Annotated in this window: 13 protein-coding genes; 7 read left to right on the top strand and 6 right to left on the bottom strand. The window is 47.0% G+C overall.

Annotated elements, in window-relative coordinates:
• Positions 1-18: 18 nt before the first annotated feature.
• Positions 19-1137 carry a serine hydrolase domain-containing protein gene (locus ACEW9O_RS05995; protein ID WP_373549228.1) on the bottom strand — a complete coding sequence of 373 codons (1119 nt, stop codon included), beginning with the start codon at positions 1135-1137 and terminating at the stop codon, positions 19-21.
• A gap of 181 nt (positions 1138-1318) precedes the next feature.
• Here ACEW9O_RS05995 and ACEW9O_RS05990 point away from each other — a divergent pair, with 181 nt between their 5' ends.
• The 6 genes from ACEW9O_RS05990 (at position 1319) to ACEW9O_RS05965 (ending at position 12915) form a co-directional block, all read left to right on the top strand.
• Positions 1319-3508, top strand: coding sequence for a beta-galactosidase trimerization domain-containing protein (locus ACEW9O_RS05990; RefSeq protein WP_373549227.1), 2190 nt, complete (start codon positions 1319-1321; stop codon positions 3506-3508).
• 57 nt (positions 3509-3565) lie between these two features.
• Positions 3566-4339 carry an NUDIX domain-containing protein gene (locus tag ACEW9O_RS05985; protein ID WP_373549226.1) on the top strand — a complete coding sequence of 258 codons (774 nt, stop codon included), beginning with the start codon at positions 3566-3568 and terminating at the stop codon, positions 4337-4339.
• Between the two features lie 143 nt (positions 4340-4482).
• The gene (locus ACEW9O_RS05980; protein WP_373549225.1) at positions 4483-7752 is read left to right on the top strand and encodes a SusC/RagA family TonB-linked outer membrane protein; all 3270 of its coding nucleotides are present in this window, start codon (positions 4483-4485) and stop codon (positions 7750-7752) included.
• An 11-nt stretch (positions 7753-7763) separates the two neighbouring features.
• The gene (locus tag ACEW9O_RS05975) at positions 7764-9356 is read left to right on the top strand and encodes a RagB/SusD family nutrient uptake outer membrane protein (RefSeq protein WP_373549224.1); all 1593 of its coding nucleotides are present in this window, start codon (positions 7764-7766) and stop codon (positions 9354-9356) included.
• A 215-nt stretch (positions 9357-9571) separates the two neighbouring features.
• Positions 9572-11812, top strand: a complete 2241-nt coding sequence (locus ACEW9O_RS05970) for a T9SS type A sorting domain-containing protein (RefSeq protein WP_373549223.1) — start codon at positions 9572-9574, stop codon at positions 11810-11812.
• 224 nt (positions 11813-12036) lie between these two features.
• Positions 12037-12915, top strand: a complete 879-nt coding sequence (locus ACEW9O_RS05965; protein WP_373549222.1) for an alpha/beta fold hydrolase — start codon at positions 12037-12039, stop codon at positions 12913-12915.
• A 28-nt stretch (positions 12916-12943) separates the two neighbouring features.
• On the opposite strand, the gene ACEW9O_RS05960 is transcribed toward ACEW9O_RS05965, so the two are convergent.
• Complete coding sequence (locus ACEW9O_RS05960; protein ID WP_373549221.1) at positions 12944-13846, bottom strand: alpha/beta hydrolase; 903 nt, start codon at positions 13844-13846, stop codon at positions 12944-12946.
• A 69-nt stretch (positions 13847-13915) separates the two neighbouring features.
• On the opposite strand from ACEW9O_RS05960, the gene ACEW9O_RS05955 reads away from it, so the two are divergent.
• Positions 13916-14200, top strand: coding sequence for an alpha/beta fold hydrolase (locus ACEW9O_RS05955; RefSeq protein WP_373549220.1), 285 nt, complete (start codon positions 13916-13918; stop codon positions 14198-14200).
• A gap of 8 nt (positions 14201-14208) precedes the next feature.
• On the opposite strand, the gene ACEW9O_RS05950 is transcribed toward ACEW9O_RS05955, so the two are convergent.
• The 4 genes from ACEW9O_RS05950 to ACEW9O_RS05935 are packed head-to-tail and all read right to left on the bottom strand — an operon-like array spanning position 14209 to position 17282.
• Positions 14209-14643 (bottom strand): hypothetical protein, encoded by a 435-nt coding sequence (locus ACEW9O_RS05950; RefSeq protein WP_373549219.1) that lies wholly within the window; start codon positions 14641-14643, stop codon positions 14209-14211.
• A 52-nt stretch (positions 14644-14695) separates the two neighbouring features.
• Positions 14696-15241 carry a TetR/AcrR family transcriptional regulator gene (locus tag ACEW9O_RS05945; RefSeq protein WP_373549218.1) on the bottom strand — a complete coding sequence of 182 codons (546 nt, stop codon included), beginning with the start codon at positions 15239-15241 and terminating at the stop codon, positions 14696-14698.
• A 29-nt stretch (positions 15242-15270) separates the two neighbouring features.
• Positions 15271-16248: a helix-turn-helix domain-containing protein gene (locus ACEW9O_RS05940; protein ID WP_373549217.1), complete on the bottom strand. Its 978-nt coding sequence runs from the start codon at positions 16246-16248 to the stop codon at positions 15271-15273.
• Complete coding sequence (locus ACEW9O_RS05935; protein WP_373549216.1) at positions 16245-17282, bottom strand: aldo/keto reductase; 1038 nt, start codon at positions 17280-17282, stop codon at positions 16245-16247. The genes ACEW9O_RS05940 and ACEW9O_RS05935 overlap by 4 nt, the downstream gene beginning before the upstream one ends.
• Between the last annotated feature and the right edge of the window lie 56 nt (positions 17283-17338).

The raw sequence follows: 17338 nt of genomic DNA, 5'->3' as shown, positions 1-17338 counted from the left end.
CTAAAAGCTTGTCTAAAACTAATATGCTTTGGCTAAAGATGTAAAAATAGTCCACCAGTTTGCTTTTCCTTCATTTTTTCCAAGTCTCACCAAGATTAAGTCCTTAGCTGGATTTACATACACAAATTGTCCTAAAATTCCTTCCGCCATAAAGTCTTCACCAGGGGTTGGCAACCACCATTGGTATTGATAGTACCTGACACTACCATTCGTTGTATCCAATTTTGTGGATGCTTCAACCCATTTTTGCGAAACAACTTGCTGGCCATTCCAATTGCCTTTGTTTTTATACAATCGCCCTATTTTGGCAAAATCTCTGGCCCTTGCATTTAAACAGCAAAAGGTTTTTTCCAGGCCACCTTTTTTTCGGTCAATGCTCCATGATGCCTCATATTCCATTCCAAGTGGAGACCATAATTTCTCCTGCAAATATTGGGTGATTGTTTTTCCTTTCAGTACACGCTCCAAGATCAAGCCCAATAGTTGAGTATTGCCACTGATGTACTCAAACTGCTTTCCGGGCTCGCTTTTTAACTTCATTTTCCCAATTTGTTTTCTGAGATTGCGTCCGTAATAAAATAAGGCTGCATCCCCAAAAGGATTAGCATAACTTTCATTGAATTGAATCCCAGAGGTCATTTGCAAAAGATGTTTGATTGTTACCTTATCAAATCCATCCTTATTCAATTCAGGCAGGTATTTCGTAATTGGTTCGTCAACCGATTTGATGAGTCCTTCGTCGATGGCACAGCCGATTAGAATGGAAGTTATCGATTTTGCCATTGAAAAGGAGGGCACAATACTTTCGTGGTCATAACCTTTGAAGTACTTTTCATATTGAATCGTATCGTTTTTGATGATTAAAAAAGCTACTGTTTTATTGTCCTCAAGGTATTGGTCAAACGGAGTATTGTCAATCTCTTTGGGGAATTTACCGATAGCTGCCTTCTGAAAGCTGAATGCAGCAGCGCCCTTGTGCAAAGGTCTCGACTGAAATTTTTTATGGTCATTGATGTCAGCAAAGTTGTAAAAAACAAAGCGCCCCAATTGGCAGGAAGTAAATAGCAATGAGCTGACAATTGCGGTAAATAGAATCCTAGTGAATGCAAACATTTTGGCGTCTTTTTGATGGTCCAAAAATGTCGAATTTAGAGAAGGGAGGAGATTCAATTTACAGGAATGCAGGAAAGCGGGGATGAACGCAGATGCCTCAAGGGTAATGCCATTGTGAAATTTTTTCAGTCAAAAAATTATGAGTGTTAAAAATACACTTATCTTTGTTTTCAACAAGCAAACAAAAAACATTAGGCCAAACACGATGAATAAATTCCCTTTACTATTTTGTACGTTTTGGATCAGCACCTGGGTTGCCTTGGGTGCTCAAAGCGACCCTTTCCTCCATGCCTTATACGATCGCTTGCACGACTCCCCCCTGCAACAAAAGATGCGCCGCATAGCACCTATGCCCATTGGCGCCGTGTATGTACAGCGCCCCGGCGAAGGTGAGGCCGAAATTCGGGCGCATTTTAGCAACATGAAACGATTGGGCTTTAACTGCCTGAAACAAATCATGACCATTCCCGGCTGGAGCATCGAACAGGTTCAATTGTTGGCACTCGAAGAAGGTATTATCCCCTGGTGGTATGGCGAGGGTGGCTGGGTGGCCATCAGCGACAGTCTGCTTCAGCGCCTTGGTATTCCCCTACAGACCCCCATTGCCCAAATTCGACAAGACGCCCGGGTGCTGGCCTACCAAAAAGAACAAATGCGCCAGCGCATATTTCGCAGCATGGCCTATCAACAACAGCAACAAGGCAAGGCTTTACAAGACCGCAGCGTAGCCTACGAACCCGAACTGGGAGGCCGCGGCTTCGACCTCAGTGCGCAAGGCAAAGCCCTTTTTAAAGCCTGGGTAAAAAAGAAATATGGCAGTATCCAAGGACTGAATCAAGCCTGGAACCAGTACCATTCCGGTTTACAAACCGACGAAAACACCCCTTTTTTATCCTGGGAAGACTTTGAGCAGCGCTACGAAAAACTGGGCGGCAAAGAATACCACCATCTGGTAGATATCCTCGATTTCAAGGTAGAGCACAGCCTAGAGAACATTCGGCGCACCTGCGAAAACTACCGCAGCGTACATCCCGACGGGGTTTTCCGCGGCGGTGGCGAAATTGGTTTGTTCCATCCCCTGGCCTGGTACGGCGTAGACTTGGAGCGCATTGCCGACCTCATGCAGACCTACGGTTCTTTTTACCCTTCCGTACATTTTGCCTGGCATTTTGGGGAAACCAACTATGAGGTAGTGCGGCCCTTTTACATGCAATCTGCCCTGGCCAACGACTTTTTTAAGGGCGGATGGGCAGCCACCTGGGAATCGACTGGCGGGCCACAACAATTCAGCGGAGGTAAAGGCGGTGCCTACTTTACAGTTGATGCCCAAACGATGACCCAATTCTTACTATCCCAATTGGCTGCGGGATTCAAAGGCTGGGGCACCTGGACCTGGAGTACCCGTAGTGCCGGTTGGGAAGCCGGTGAATACGGCTTATTGGATCGCAATAACCAGGTCAGCGAACGTGCCATCCGCTGCGGTCAGATCGGACAAGCAGCCAGTCGCTACCGCGACGAACTTTGGCAAGCACACAAAGAACCCCTGGTAGGCGTTTTTTACGACTGGTACAATGAAGCCTATTGGGCCAGTATGACCGAAGCCGGGCGTACCGATTTTAAGGACGAACCCATTCAGGCGCGGATTGGCATCAGTCGAGCATTGATCAATGCCAACATCCCCTTTGAGTACGTCACTGCTACCGATCTGCGCAAGGGACTTGCCGCACGCTACAAGGTGATTTACCTACCCGCAGTGCTGAGCCTGAACCAAGATCTGCTGCCATTGCTCAAAGACTATGTAGAAAAAGGTGGCCGAGTGGTGATGGATGCCCCTACTGGGTACTATGATGAAAACGGTGCACTGCTTTCCAGCGCAAATGGCAGTTTGTTCCATAAGCTGTTTGGGGTAAGTATTCGGGATTATCAGGGTGCCGGAGTCAATCGGCAGTACCTTTTGAATGGCCAAAAACTGGAGGGTTTTGTGCTGGATTTAGATCCACAACAAGCTACGGTATTGGCGCGTTTTGACGCTGGATCTGCCGCCGTGACTCAACATCAGTTGGGGCAAGGCACTTCAGTTGTGCTGGGTTATGAAGCGGCCAAATCCTGTTTCAAAGCCGGGAATAAGCAAGCCGAAGCCAACCTGCTGCGCTATACCCTGGGCACCCTAAAAGCGCCTTATCAATGTCAGGGTGCCATCGTTTACCGTCTGGCCGCCCCTCAGGCCGACCATTATTTTCTCATCAACGACGGACCTGCTACAACTGCCCTTTTGCAATTCCCTACCTACAAATACCGCTCCATTAAAGATGCGGTAAGCGGACAATCCCTGCGCCAGGGAACACCCATTCCATTGGAAGGGCATTCCGGACGTTGGATTCGTTGTGAAAAATAGAACCATAGGATACCAACTTTTTTTACCTTTATGCAAGCTATAAACACAACAATCACAATGAACAGCATCAACAATCACCTTCCACGCCCAGCTTATGCACCGCTGTACCATGCTGGAGAGATCAGTCTGCTCAACTCGGTGGACTGCGTGATCTTTGGCTTTGACGGCAAGGAGTTGAATGTGTTGCTGGTGCGCTTCCCTTACGAACCCTACCGTGGTCACTGGGCCTTGATTGGAGGTTTTGTAAAACCTGAAATCAGCTTGAATGAAACCGCACTCCAGACCGTACAACGCATGACTGGCCTGGACGATGTGTACATGGAGCAAGTAGGTATTTATGGCGAAGTAGACCGGGTGCCCAGCGAACGGGTCATTACCACTTGTTACTACGCCTTGATTCGGGTGGAGCCCACGCTGGAAAAACTATCCAAACAATTTGACGCTACCTGGTTTCCCATCACTGAATTGCCGCCAATGGTATATGACCATGCCCCGATGCTGGAACAAGCTTTGAACAAACTCCGCAGCAAGGTGCGCTACCGCCCCATTGGCTTTGAGTTGTTGCCTGAAAAATTCACCATGACCGAGCTGCGCAATCTGTACAGTTCCATTTTGGGGAAAGAGCTCGAAAAGCGCAACTTTAACAAAAAAGTCCTCAACATGGGTTTGCTCAAAAAGCTCAATGAGCAAAACAAAGTCACCTCTCGTCGGGGCGCTTTTTTCTTCCGTTTTGACGAGAAACAGTACCAGCAACTCATCACTGAAGGCTACTTCCTGGAGTTTGTAGCTTCCAAAAAACCGAATAAAAAAGAAGCAAGTACCCAAGTCTGAAAAATGACATAAGGGCTGATTGCTTTTTTTTTCGTCTAAATTTTATGAGTGTCTTTTGTACACTTATTTTTTAAGTGTTATTATTACACTCATTATTTCATTCACTATACCAAGGCGATTTTCGCCATAAAACACGAGTGTTTATGAAAAAAACCTTCCTACTGATCGCACTATGGCTATGCTGCCTGAGCACACTCCTGGCCCAGAACCAGACCTACAGCGGTGTGATCAGTGATGCCGCCGACAAAAGCCCCTTGCCTGGGGTTAGTATTCTACTCAAGGGAACCAGCAGCGGAACGGTCAGCGACGCCAATGGGCAGTTTTCGCTGGTGGCAAGTCCGGGCAGTACCCTGATCCTGAGTTATACCGGATTTACGAGCAGTGAAATTGTGTTGGATAATTCTACCGCATTAAAGTTGATTTTGAGCGCCGATGTCAAGTTGCTCAATGAGGTATTGGTTGTCGGTTACGGTTCGCAAAACAAGCGCGAGGTAACCGGTGCCATTGCCACTGTGAAGGGTTCCAGCATCGCCCAGCTACCGGTCCCCTCTTTTGATGCCGCATTACAGGGCCGGGCAGCAGGTTTGCAGGTCTCCCAACAGGGCGGCTCGCCGGGTAGCCCGGTGCGCATCCAGATTCGGGGTACCAGTTCGATCTCCTCGGGTACCGAACCCTTGTACATCATCGATGGGATGCCAATTTTTCAGGACATTGGTGGATTTGCCTCCGGTAGAACCAACAACAACCTCAATCCATTGGCCAACATCAATCCGAATGACATTGAGTCAATTGAGATCCTGAAAGATGCCGCCGCCACGGCCATTTACGGTTCTCGTGGGGCCAATGGGGTCATCATTGTTACGACCAAAACTGGCAAAAAGGGGCAGGGTCGCACCACCCTGGACGTCAACCGGGGTGCTTCCGAAGCCATCAACCTGATCGATTATGCCGGAGGTAGCGACTGGCTGCGCGTGGTAGACGAAGCCCGGCGCAACAGCATCAACTACGGGATTACCGCCGGGCAAGAAGCTTTTAACCCCGCAGTGCTGTCCAATAATGCACTACCTACTCCAACTGGGGTGAGCGGGCCACAGTTTGCGCCACTTTCTACCTGGACTCGCCAACTGGCGGAGCAAACCAATACCAACTGGCGGGATGCCATGTTGCAACGTGGGCAAGTGCAAGAAGTCAACCTGAGTACCAGCAATGGATTTGACAAAGGTGGCTTTTTCATTTCCGGGCAATACCGCGATGAAGAAGGCATTGTCAAGACCCATCGTTTGCAGCGCTATGCGGTGCGGGCCAATTTGGATTTTGCCCCTAGTGACAAACTCCGCGCCGGGGCCAAGTTCAACTTTTCCTATTTAGAATTCAACCAACCCCAATTGGGCATTGGCAACAACGGTGGAGGAATTGGCCGACAGAACTTTGGCGCTACCGGTGGCTGGTCACAAGCCAACATAGGTGCCTTGCCCATCATGCCCATCTACAATGCCGATGGCACTTACTTCGACCCCCTGCGTGGGCGCAACGTGCTGGCGAGCATCGATCCCAACAATTTTACCAGTGTGAGTTATCAGAACCGCACCATGGGTACCGCTTATCTGGAATACGACCTGCTGAAAAACCTGAAACTGCACGGTGAAGCCTCTGTGGACTTTCTGAATTCTTTGACCAAATACTGGGCTGGAGACATCATCCGCTACAACCGTGTGGGGCAGGAAGAAGGGCGTTACATCAGCAACCGCAACTTTAATGCCTACCTGACTTATGATTTAGTGGGTAAAGGCCAACACGCCCTAACGGTGGTAGCCGGTGCCGAAACCCAGAAGACCAATACCCGTCGGCAGGATTATGCTTTTGAAGGGCTGCAAGGTGCGCAACAAGAAATTGGTGAAATCTCCAATGGGCAGACCCAGTTCATCACTGCGGTAGCTGGAATTTTTCCAGATCGTTTTTTCCAATCCTATTTTGGCCGCGCCAACTACAAATTCAAAGACCGTTACTTGCTGGGTTTGAGTTTCCGCCGGGATGGCTCCACGGTATTCGGGCCGGAAAATCGGTATGGCAACTTTCCTGCGGCTTCCGTAGGTTGGATTCTTTCAGACGAAAGTTTTATGAATAGCGGGTTCTTGGGCAAGCTCAACCTACTCAAACTGCGCGCCAGTTACGGGCAAACTGGAAACGCCAACATTCCCAGTTTTGCCTTTGTCAACACTTACGCCAACTGGCCGGTTTATGGCCAATCCCCTGCCCTGGGCTTTGGGGTGTTGGCCAATCCTAACATCGGCTGGGAGAAAAACAACCAGTTTGACACCGGGTTGGAATTTGGACTCTGGGGCAATCGCCTGTCGGGTTCCATTGGCTACTACGACCGCCTTTCTAAAGAAATGCTGTTGAACGTACCCGTAGCGCCCAACGTCGGCATTGGCACAGGAGCCTCTCAGGTGATCACCAACATTGGCGACTTGCGCAATCAGGGTTTTGAATTACAACTCAGCAGCGTCAACATCAATACGGGCGATTTTCGCTGGTCGACCGATCTGAATTTTTCCACCATACAGAATGAAGTGACGCGGTTGACTCCACAATTTGAAGTATTGCCAAGCGGTTCCTTGCCCGTTGCAACTGGAATCCAATCCGGTGGTGCCACCATCACCCAAATTGGTGGTCAACTGGCTACTTTTTACCTGGCCGACTATGCTGGACTGGACGCACAAGGCTACGAGACCATTTATGAAATTGACAAAGAAGTTTTGCGCAGTACAGGAAAAACGGTCAAAACAGGTAATGTCATCCGAGCTACCCAAGCCAACATCAACGCCAATCGCATGGTACACAAAGGCAAAACGGGCTTGCCAACCTATTTCGGAGGGATGAGCAATAGTTTCAGCTACAAGGGTTTTGAGGTTTCAGCACTACTCACCTTCCAGGGCGGCAATTACATTTACGATGGGCATGAAGAAGCCACATCTTACGTCCGAACCGGCACCAACGCCATCCGCGCCGACGTGCTGGACAACTACTGGACCGAAAGCAACACCGACGCCAAGTACCCTCGGCTGACCTGGAACCTGCGCGACAACAACAACGATGCCAGCGGTAGGCCAGCAGCCCAAACCCTGGGCACCCGTACCACTCGTTATTTGTACAAAGGCGATTTTATCCGCCTAAAAACGCTGCAAGTAGCCTATTCCTTGCCAGGTGGAGTCTGTCAAAAATTGGGTTTACAAGGGGTACGCATTTACGGGAATGCCCAAAATCTGTGGACATCGACCCAATTTCCAGGGCTTGACCCTGAGGTAGTTTTGTTGGGCGGGAGTCAGGATCGCAACCTCAACCAAGGGGTGATTGGCAATTTGCCTGTACCACAGGTCATTACCTTCAATGGAGGAATCAGTGTAACGTTTTAAAAACACGAACCATGAAAAAATTACTTTTCAATAGCGTATTCATCTTCCTGATTTTAGGCTTCAGTGCCTGTGGCGAAGATTTTTTTGATGATGCCATGCAGCAGTCCAACTCGGCGAGCGACACCTGGGGCAGCACCAACGACCTGGAGCGCTTGGTGGCCGGGGCTTATTATGGCATCAGTGGCTACGCGGGCTTTCGGGGTTTGCACGGCCTCCAAGGGGTTCATGAAGCCTTTATGTCCGATTTGGGCTACCTCCATACCAACGGCGCTACGGGCGATTGGGAGCAAGATGTGTACAACCGTAAAAACAATCGCAACGACATTTCAAACTACAGCAGTACCTGGAGTGGGGGCTATCAAGCAGTTGCCCTGTGTAATGAAGTCATTGGTTGGGTGGAGAAAAACGGGCCCTTCAAAGACCAGTATGGGCCACTGTGGACGGATCGGCTGGTGGGTGAATCCCTCTTCCTTCGGGCTTGGGTATACTTTCAGTTGGTGCGCATGCATGCTCCTGCCTATGGTGCCAACAACAGCGCTCCCTCGATCATTTTGAATACCAAACCCTCCAAGGAGCCTTTTGCCAACCCTGGCCGGGCAACGGTACAACAAGTATACGACCAAATGCTGGCCGACCTGACCGAAGCCACCCGTTTACTGCCGGAGACCTACGACTCCAAGCGGGACCCGCTCGAATACCAGGATCGCGCCAATCGCGATGCGGCGCGCTTCTTAATGGCGCAGGTACATTTTCAGATGAAAAATTACGCCAAAGCCAAAGAGCAGATCGACCTCTTGATTGCCCCCAATCGCTACCCACTGAGTGAAGACCCCATCGAAACCTGGAACAAATCTGGGCTGGGTGCCAAGGGCAAAGAAGTGGTGTGGCAGTATGTACAATTCAGTACTTCGCAGCAACAGTGGAAAGGTTCGCCTGCCGGTGCTTTTTTTGGTTTCACCACACGGGGCAATTCCTCCCAGATCAATAGTGGGCGCATCCTGTCGGCCAGTGATGCCTTTCTGAATGCGGCAGGTTGGAATGCCGATCAGTTGAACATCACCAATCTCCCCGCGGCACGTCCTCCTGGCACCCTGGGAACCCAAGCGAATTTCACCATCAACCATCCGGACAAACGCCTGGCGCAGTTGTGGCGGGCCATTCCGGCAGGTTACGACCCACGCACCGAATTCACGGGCTACACGCGTACCTACGTGTGGTGCAACAAGTGGAACCGCCTGTCGGGATCAACCAACAATAACCTCTTCAGCTTGCCCTTGATGCGGATAGCAGAATTGTACCTTAACCGTGCCATCATTCGTTTCAATGAGGGCGACCGCAAGGGGGCAGCTGAAGACCTTAATGTGGTACGCAAACGCGCCGGACTTGATCCCGTCGCCGAAGCAGACCTCACGGCCAACCTCATCCACATTGAGCGGATGAAGGAGCTGGCTTTTGAAAACGATCGTTTGTACTACCTACAAGCGCTGAGTTTACCGATCCCTGCCGGAGACCGGGCCGACCAAACGCCAATTCCCTGGAACGATACCCGTTTTGCGATGCCGATTCCGGCGAGTGAGTCGGATTTGAATCCGGGGGTTAGGTAGCGTTAGGGCACTAAAAATTGAAATGGTCTTGAGTTGTAGGTAAACTCAAGACCATTTTACTTTTCAGTATTTATTGGGCCTGGTTTATTTTTTTGTTCAAGCAATATTAGACCTAAGTCAGACATCTGACAAAACTGCTATTTCCCCCTTTTTCCTGTCAACAATCCCTGCTCTTTTCAGTTAGAAAAAACATATTTTTAAAAACCAAAACCATTATGAATCAGAAAGTTCACCTCAATTCAAGAGGCTGGCGAAGCTTTGCCTACAGCCTTTTTTTAACCCTGTTCAGCTTTAGTATTGCTACCTCAGTCCAGGCCCAAAACAGTTGCCGCGCTGGCATCGGTCGTTTGGGCGAACTCAAAATGTGCCAAACTGGCGCTACTACCAGTATCCAAGCCACACAAGTGGTAGCAGCCACCGTACCTACCGGATTTCAAGTGCTCTACGTACTGACGAAAGGGGATAGCCTGGTCATCCAAGGCGTAAGCCGCTTTCCCTACTTCCGCGTAACACCCGATGCCAATTACACCATTCACACCCTCGTGTACAATCCCAGCACCCTGGATTTGAGCATTGTCAAACCAGGTGTAACGACGGGTTTTGACGTCAATGGCCTGCTCGTGCAGGGTGGCGGCAACATTTGCGCTGTCCTGGATGTAGCTGGAGCCAAGTTCAGCTTTAGCGCTTGTGAGGAACCCTGCTTTGCCAGTGCTGGAACCTTACGCCCAGAAACCCGCGCCTGCCTGGATGGCGATACCCTTACCTTACGGGCGACGGTAGCTACTGCACCTGTGGTGCCCGATAGCTTCCAGGTGGTGTATGTCCTGACGCGTGGTGACAGCCTGGTTATCATCAACGCTGGTGCCAAACCTGAGTTCAAAGTCACCGCACCTGGCTTGTATACCATCCATACCTTAGTGTACAACCCAACTACCCTGGATTTGGGCATTGTACAACTTGGCGTCACTACGGGTATAACTGTCAATGGCTTATTGCGGCAAGGAGGGGGCAGCATTTGTGCTGCCTTGGATGTCGCTGGAGCGAAATTTAACGTAGAGGTTTGTCCTTGTACTGCCAATGCCGGAACCTTGCGCCCATTGACCGATGGTTGTTTGCAATCCGGTTCGGCCAACTTAAGAGCCGTACAGGGATCTCGTCCCGTTGTACCTGCGGGTTATCAAGTAGCGTATGTCCTTACGCGGAGTGACAGTTTAGTGATTGTCGGTGCGGGAGCTACGCCGAATTTTACCGTAAATGCTGCTGGCAAGTACACCATTCACACCCTGGTATACAATCCGGCCACCCTGGACTTAGGGATTGTACAACTTGGCGTCACTACCGGGTTTGACGTCAATGGATTATTGCGCCAAGGCGGGGGCTCTATTTGCGCTTCGCTGGATGTAGCAGGTGCGAAATTTGACGTATCTACTGCGATTTGTTGCAAAGCCAGTGCGGGTACTTTACGTGCATTGGGCAGTTCGGCTTGCTTGCAAGGTGGACGGGCCGTGCTTGCTGCCAGCATCCGCACGTTGCCTACTGTACCTACGGGTTACCGCTTGTTGTACGTGCTTACTTCGGGCAACAATCTGGTGATTCAGCAAGTGAATAATCTGCCTTTATTTACAGTACGCGATACGGGCCGATTCACCATCCATACACTGGTGTACAACCCGGCGACCTTGGATTTGGGCATTGTCAAATTTGGTCAAACCACGGGTGTGGACGTCAATGGTTTGCTGATCCAGGGCGGAGGTGCCATTTGTGCAGCACTGGATGTAGCCGGAGCGCCCTTTACGGTAAGGAATTGCCCTTGTCAAGTGAATATCGGCCGGATTGTACCGCAACCAAACACTTGTCTGAGTGGAATACGCTCAGTTAGACTCAAGGCGAGCATTCTGCATCAGCCCAGTGGCCCTAGCGGCTACCGTTCGCTATGGGTATTGACCGAAGGGGATAGCCTGATCATTCGGGCGGTAAATACCAATGGCCCAGAGTTTTTTGTAAACCGCGAAGGCAAATACCGCATCCATACGTTGGTGTACAACCCAGCTACCCTGGATTTGAGCATCGTGAAACTGGGTCAAACGACGGGCTTTGATGTAAACAGCTTATTGGTACAAGGTGGAGGTAGCATCTGCGCCGGGCTGGATGTAGCCGGAGCAGCCTTCGAAGTCAGACGCTGTGGCAGTCATGCCGTAGGTACTTTTCAGAGCTCGGCGATCTTCCCCAATCCCGCTAAGGACTTGTTGAACATTCAATTGGGCAATAACTTGGGAACTGGCAAAATCACCCTTGAGGTATTGGACCTGAACGGCAAAATCACCCAGCGCCAAAACCTGGAAGCAGGTAGCACTCAAGCCGAACTGGATATCCATACCCTTCCGGCTGGAATGTATTATCTGCGCGTGTTTGCAGAGGGCCAGGCTGGCGAGATGTTGAAATTCAGCAAACAGTAACAGTAAGCAAGGCTTGTTGAAACAGGAGTTGCTGGGAGCGCCTGGATTTTGAATGATTTCAAAGTTCAGGCGTTCTGATTTTATGCTTAATTGGCATTACAGTGAGTAAGTGTTTTCAGCGGGGCTTGTGGGACCAATGGAACGAATGGTTGAGGCAAAAAAAATCTTGGTTTTTACCAAGGTTTTTTCTGCCTAAGTCGCCCACCTTTGCCATAAAAATACTTATGAACCACGCTTGGCTCGATCAAACCGAATATCCTTTCAAGTCTCACTATTTCCCGGTCAATGGACAGCAATTGCATTACATTGACGAAAGGGAAGGTGACCCAATCCTGTTTGTACACGGCACCCCTTCCTGGAGTTTTGATTACCGCAAGGTCATTAAAGCCCTGCGGGTTACCCATCGTTGCATCGCCATCGATCATATTGGCTTTGGACTATCCGATAAACCAAAAGTGTACGATTATTCTACCCTTAATCACAGCAATACCCTGGAAAAGTTCATCCTGGAACAAGACCTCCAGGATCTAATTTTGGTGGTACATGACTTTGGTGGCCCGATTGGATTCAACTTTGCGCTTAAATATCCCGAACGCATCAAAGGAATCATTGTACTGAATTCCTGGCTTTGGAGCAGTGAAACTGATGCTGATTTTTTGGCCATCCGCAAGATCCTAAAAAGTCCCTTGCTGCCGGTTTTATACCGTTACCTCAACTTTTCGCCCCGATACATTCTACCTCAATCTTTTGGTGAGCAAAAATTATCCAGGTCCTTACTTCGACAGTATACTCGGCCTTTTACCCATATTACTGAGCGTGAGGGTCCACTGGCTTTCGCCCGTTCGCTGTTAAATGATCAAGCCTGGTTTGAATCGCTGTGGGCGCAACGCAATATACTCCAAGACAAACCCATGTTATTCATTTGGGGAATGAAAGATTCCGTCATTAAACCTAAAAATCTGGACAAATTTCTGGACGGATTTCCACATGCGAGGGTTAAAAAACTACCCACAGCCGGGCATTTTCCTCAGGAGGAACAGCCCGATCAAGTTACGGCAATCCTTCGGGAGTTTTTGATTTCCCATAGTATTGATAAAATCTAATTTTTCTCATTTCATGACAATCAATAAATTATTTAAAACACTGAACTAAAAATGCTTTTAAAGGCTCGGTTATCGCTGTTTCTCCCGGTGCACCAATGGCGTCATTGATGCCTTCATGGTCATACTGATTAGCGGTAACTTCGCTAACCGAAACGCCAGTAACCTGAAGTTTTGTAATAAAAGCGTTTGCATAACCAATACGTGAGTTATTTCCTCGCTTTGCTATAAAAAACTTGGGGTATGCGGTTGCTGTAAATAAATTATTGATGGGCGATGCTTCAAACCAGAACGTATTTTCCTGCCCAAAGGCATTAAGATATACTTCATTCTTTTCTTTACATCTTGCTTCCACATCGTAACCTTCTGTATCTATACAAGCAACACCTTTCAACGTACTCAATCCGATATTTCTTAAAGGAAGGAATTGATTGCTCGTCCCGGTTAAGGCAACTAAGTGTGCGCCTGCACTATGGCCTAAAAGGGCAATTTTTTGATTGTTACCACCATAATCACCAATTTTGTCGTAAATCCATTTTATGGCATCGGCTACATCATTATTGTGGGTAGGATACATGACTCGGTAGGGGTCTGTGCTATAGGATGCGGGGCTTAATCTATAATTGATGCTCACAAAAATATACCCTAAAGATGAGAATAAGTTCTGTTTATTGACCAAGTTATTGGCTTTGTCCCCAACCGCAAAGCCCCCTCCGTGCACATAAACTACAACAGGTTTTTTAGGTGTGGCCTGTCCAAAGTGGTAGATGTCAAGACTCAGCAAATTTGTATTCACTCCAGTTACAGATTTGTATTGCACCGTATTTTTCAGGTAAGACAGTGGTTGAAGTGAAACTTCTGTATCGGTTTTTGAGCAACTTGTCAAACTTATCAAAGTAATCGATAAGCATAGAGCGGTAAGGCTTTGTGTCATTTTGTTTAAAAGTATAGATTACTTAATGCTCATGTCACTGGTTAGACAAGGCTATTGTGTAAAGGTTTAATGGCTTTCACCCGTTCGCTGTTAAACGATCAAGCCTGGTTTGAATCACTGTGGGCTCAACGCAATGTACTCCAAGACAAACCCATGCTATTTATTTGGGGAATGAAAGATTCCGTCATTAAACCTAAAAATCTGGACAAATTTCTGGACGGATTTCCACATGCGATGGTTAAACAACTACCCACAGCTGGGCATTTCCCTCAGGGGGAACAGCCCGATCAAGTTACGGCAATCCTTCGGGAGTTTTTGATTTCCCACAATGGTCAAACAGCAAAGAAAATTTAAATAGGGTCCTAATTTAATTTTGCTGGTCTCCACAGCGGGCCTACTGCAAGAAACAGCACAATCACGTTAAACAAGGCGTTGGAAGCATTTCCGGAAGCAATGGAACCAGTACTGTCGAATACGAACCAGGCCAAAAGGCCACCCAGTACCGCTTTTCTAACACCTTCGGGTGCAAGGTCGTACACCCATTTTTGCAAACACCAAATGCACACTCCCCAACCAAGCAAAAAACCACCAGTAAGGGCAGAAAGGAATCGGGTAGTGGCTGCTTCATAACTTTGTACGCCATCCACGGGAAAGCTTAAAAAGTCGAGGGTCCACCTGGCTGGCTCAGAAGTGGCAATCATGGTGCCTAAAAAGAATATTGGGCCAAAAGAACCGACCACAAAAGCGGTAAACTTCAAATACGATTTGTGCGATTTGTGGGTCATTACATTGCTCATTTCATCGTGATTTTGAACAAAAGTAATGGCCCTTACCCTGCCATTTTAGACGCTACCGTACAATGGACTCGAAATTTCGGGCAATCCGTTTCAGGTTGTTGAAATAGGCGGATAGCCAGGCGGAATTGAGGTTTTCAGCGTTGATTTGCAGATAAAAATTCTCCAAAGCCAATTCAAATAAACTTTCTAACTGCCGGTGGTTCAGGTTGAGGTTTAAGTCTTTTGCCCAAAGTTTTACAAATTCGTTTCCAACAATCTGATTGGATTTGTCCAGTGTTTCTTTGTAGTGTTGGTGCTGTTGGTTGATCCGCAACTGCCGGTTAAACAGCAAGTCCATCTTGTGTTCTACCAAAATATTGATCAATTCAGGGTCAATATTTTTTGCGTTTTTTTCCTTGTCAGCCATCACTTCAGACTGGTGCAAGTGAAATGTCAAAAGATATTCTATGAAAATTTCCAGGTCAGCAAAGTGGTGGTAAAAGGAAGACTTGCTAATGCCTACTTTTTTAGCAAGGACTTCGATTTTTAATCCATTTTCACCCGACAAAGCAAAAATTTCGTATCCCGTTTTGATCCAGATGTCTTTGTTTTCGGTCATAAGCGTCAACGTCTTTTTTAGCGCTTTTTTCAATTAAACGATTGCCTGTATTCGAGGGGTGTAAAGGTTGTTTTGTTTTTAAATAGTTTATTGAATGACTGTGGGTACTCAAAACCCAACTTGTGGGCAATTTCGCCAACGGATAAATTTGTTGTTGTTAAAATATCTTTTGCCTTATCTATCAATTTATTATGAATGTGTTGTTGCGTATTTTGGCCGGTTGCTGTTCGCAACATATCACTCAAATAACTTGGCGATAGATTCAATTCTTGTGCTAAACTGTTTACTGTTGGCAAACCTGTTTCAATACTGTCATTAAAATATGTTGCCAAAATATTTTCAAATTTTACCAATAAATCATTACTCGCTAATTTCCTGGTAACGAATTGTCGGTTGTAAAATCGGTTGCAATAATTTAACAACAACTCGAGATTAGAGACAATTACATCTTGGCTGTAAACATCAGTATTTGACTGATATTCCTGTTCGATATTTCTGATCAAATTTTCAATAATCGTTTCTTCTTTTTCTGAAAGATGCAATGCTTCGTTTACTTCGTAAGCAAAGAAGCCATAGTTGTGAATAGTTTTGCTCAAATTATAATTTCTGATCAAATCGGGGTGAAACATTAATGACCAACCATCTTTATTCCTATTTTCATCTTCGTCGATGGAAATCACTTGATTAGGAGAAATAAAAGACATTGTACCTTCATCAAAGTCGTAATAATTTTTCCCATATTTCATTTGCCCATGAAAACTTCGTTTGATGGAAATATTGTAGAAATTCAAGACCAAACGCTCATTGTCTTGATTGGGTGCCGATGTAATGTCGCCGTGATTAATCAGTGTAATCAACGGATGCAGAGGTTTGGGCAAGGTCAATAAACGATGCAATTCTGAAACTGAATTGATGATTTTAATCGGTCTTTTGTCCATTTTCATTTTATATACACATTGCCACTGGGGAGAATCATTTGATTGTTCCCCAGTGGCTTTTGATGTCATTTTGTCAAAAAATCAGATCCGTTGCTTCTGTCCATTGTCATGACCTCGATTACATTTCCGGGATATTCCTTGCTGAGTTGGCTAACTTCGTCCAGTGTTTTCAACTCATCAGCAGTAAATACAACCTCAATAGATTTTAAGTTGTCTTGCAATTGATGAAGTTTAGTTGCTCCAATGATAATACTGGTTACCGCCGGTTGATGTAAAAGCCAAGCCAGTGCCAGTTGAGCAACCGAAACCCTTTTTTGTTCTGCCATTGGGTGTAGTACATCTAAAACATTGTAGGCTCTTTCTTCATTAAAGGGAGGAAAAGGAAATTTGTTTAACCGACCTTCGGCACCTTGCAAATCTCTTTTATACTTGCCTGACAGCAATCCACCACTCAACGGACTCCAAATCAATAAACCTACTTTTTGGTCTACTAACAATGGAATAATTTCCCTTTCTATGTCTCTTGTATCAAGTGTATAGTTTGCTTGTAAGGATGCAAATCTATTCAGATGATGACGATCTGAATAGGCCAAACCTTTCATCAAATGCCAAGCGGCAACATTCGTTGCTCCGAAATAGCGAATTTTTCCACTTTTTACCAAATCGTCCAAGGTTCGGATGGTTTCTTCAATTGGAGTAAGTGGGTCAGAAGTATGAATTTGATACAAATCTATGTAATCGGTTTTTAGTCTTCTCAGACTACTTTCCACTTCTTGAATGATGTGCTTACGAGACAACCCTCGGTCGTTTTCTCCTTTACCCATTGAGCCTCTAACTTTGGTTGCCAGAACCAAGTCGTCTCTTTTTAGAGAGAGATTTTTAATGGCTTGTCCGATCATTTCCTCCGACAATCCTTCCGAATAAATGTTGGCGGTATCAATAAAATTGACACCTGCATCGGTTACAGTCCGAATCTGTTCGTCCACTTCGTTTTGGTCTAAATTGCCCATGTAGCCGAAGAACCCTTTCCCGCCATAATTCATGGTCCCTAAACAAAGCGTGGAAACTTTTAATCCTGTAGTTCCTAAAATTTTGTACTGCATTTTATTATTTTTTGTGTAGCACAAAGATCAGGAGGGTTTAAACCAAAAAAGTTTCC

This window comes from Haliscomenobacter sp. (assembly GCF_041740695.1).
Classification (GTDB): domain Bacteria; phylum Bacteroidota; class Bacteroidia; order Chitinophagales; family Saprospiraceae; genus Haliscomenobacter.
Note: the sequence above shows the minus strand (reverse complement) of the source record. Positions and strands in the feature narration are given on the sequence as shown.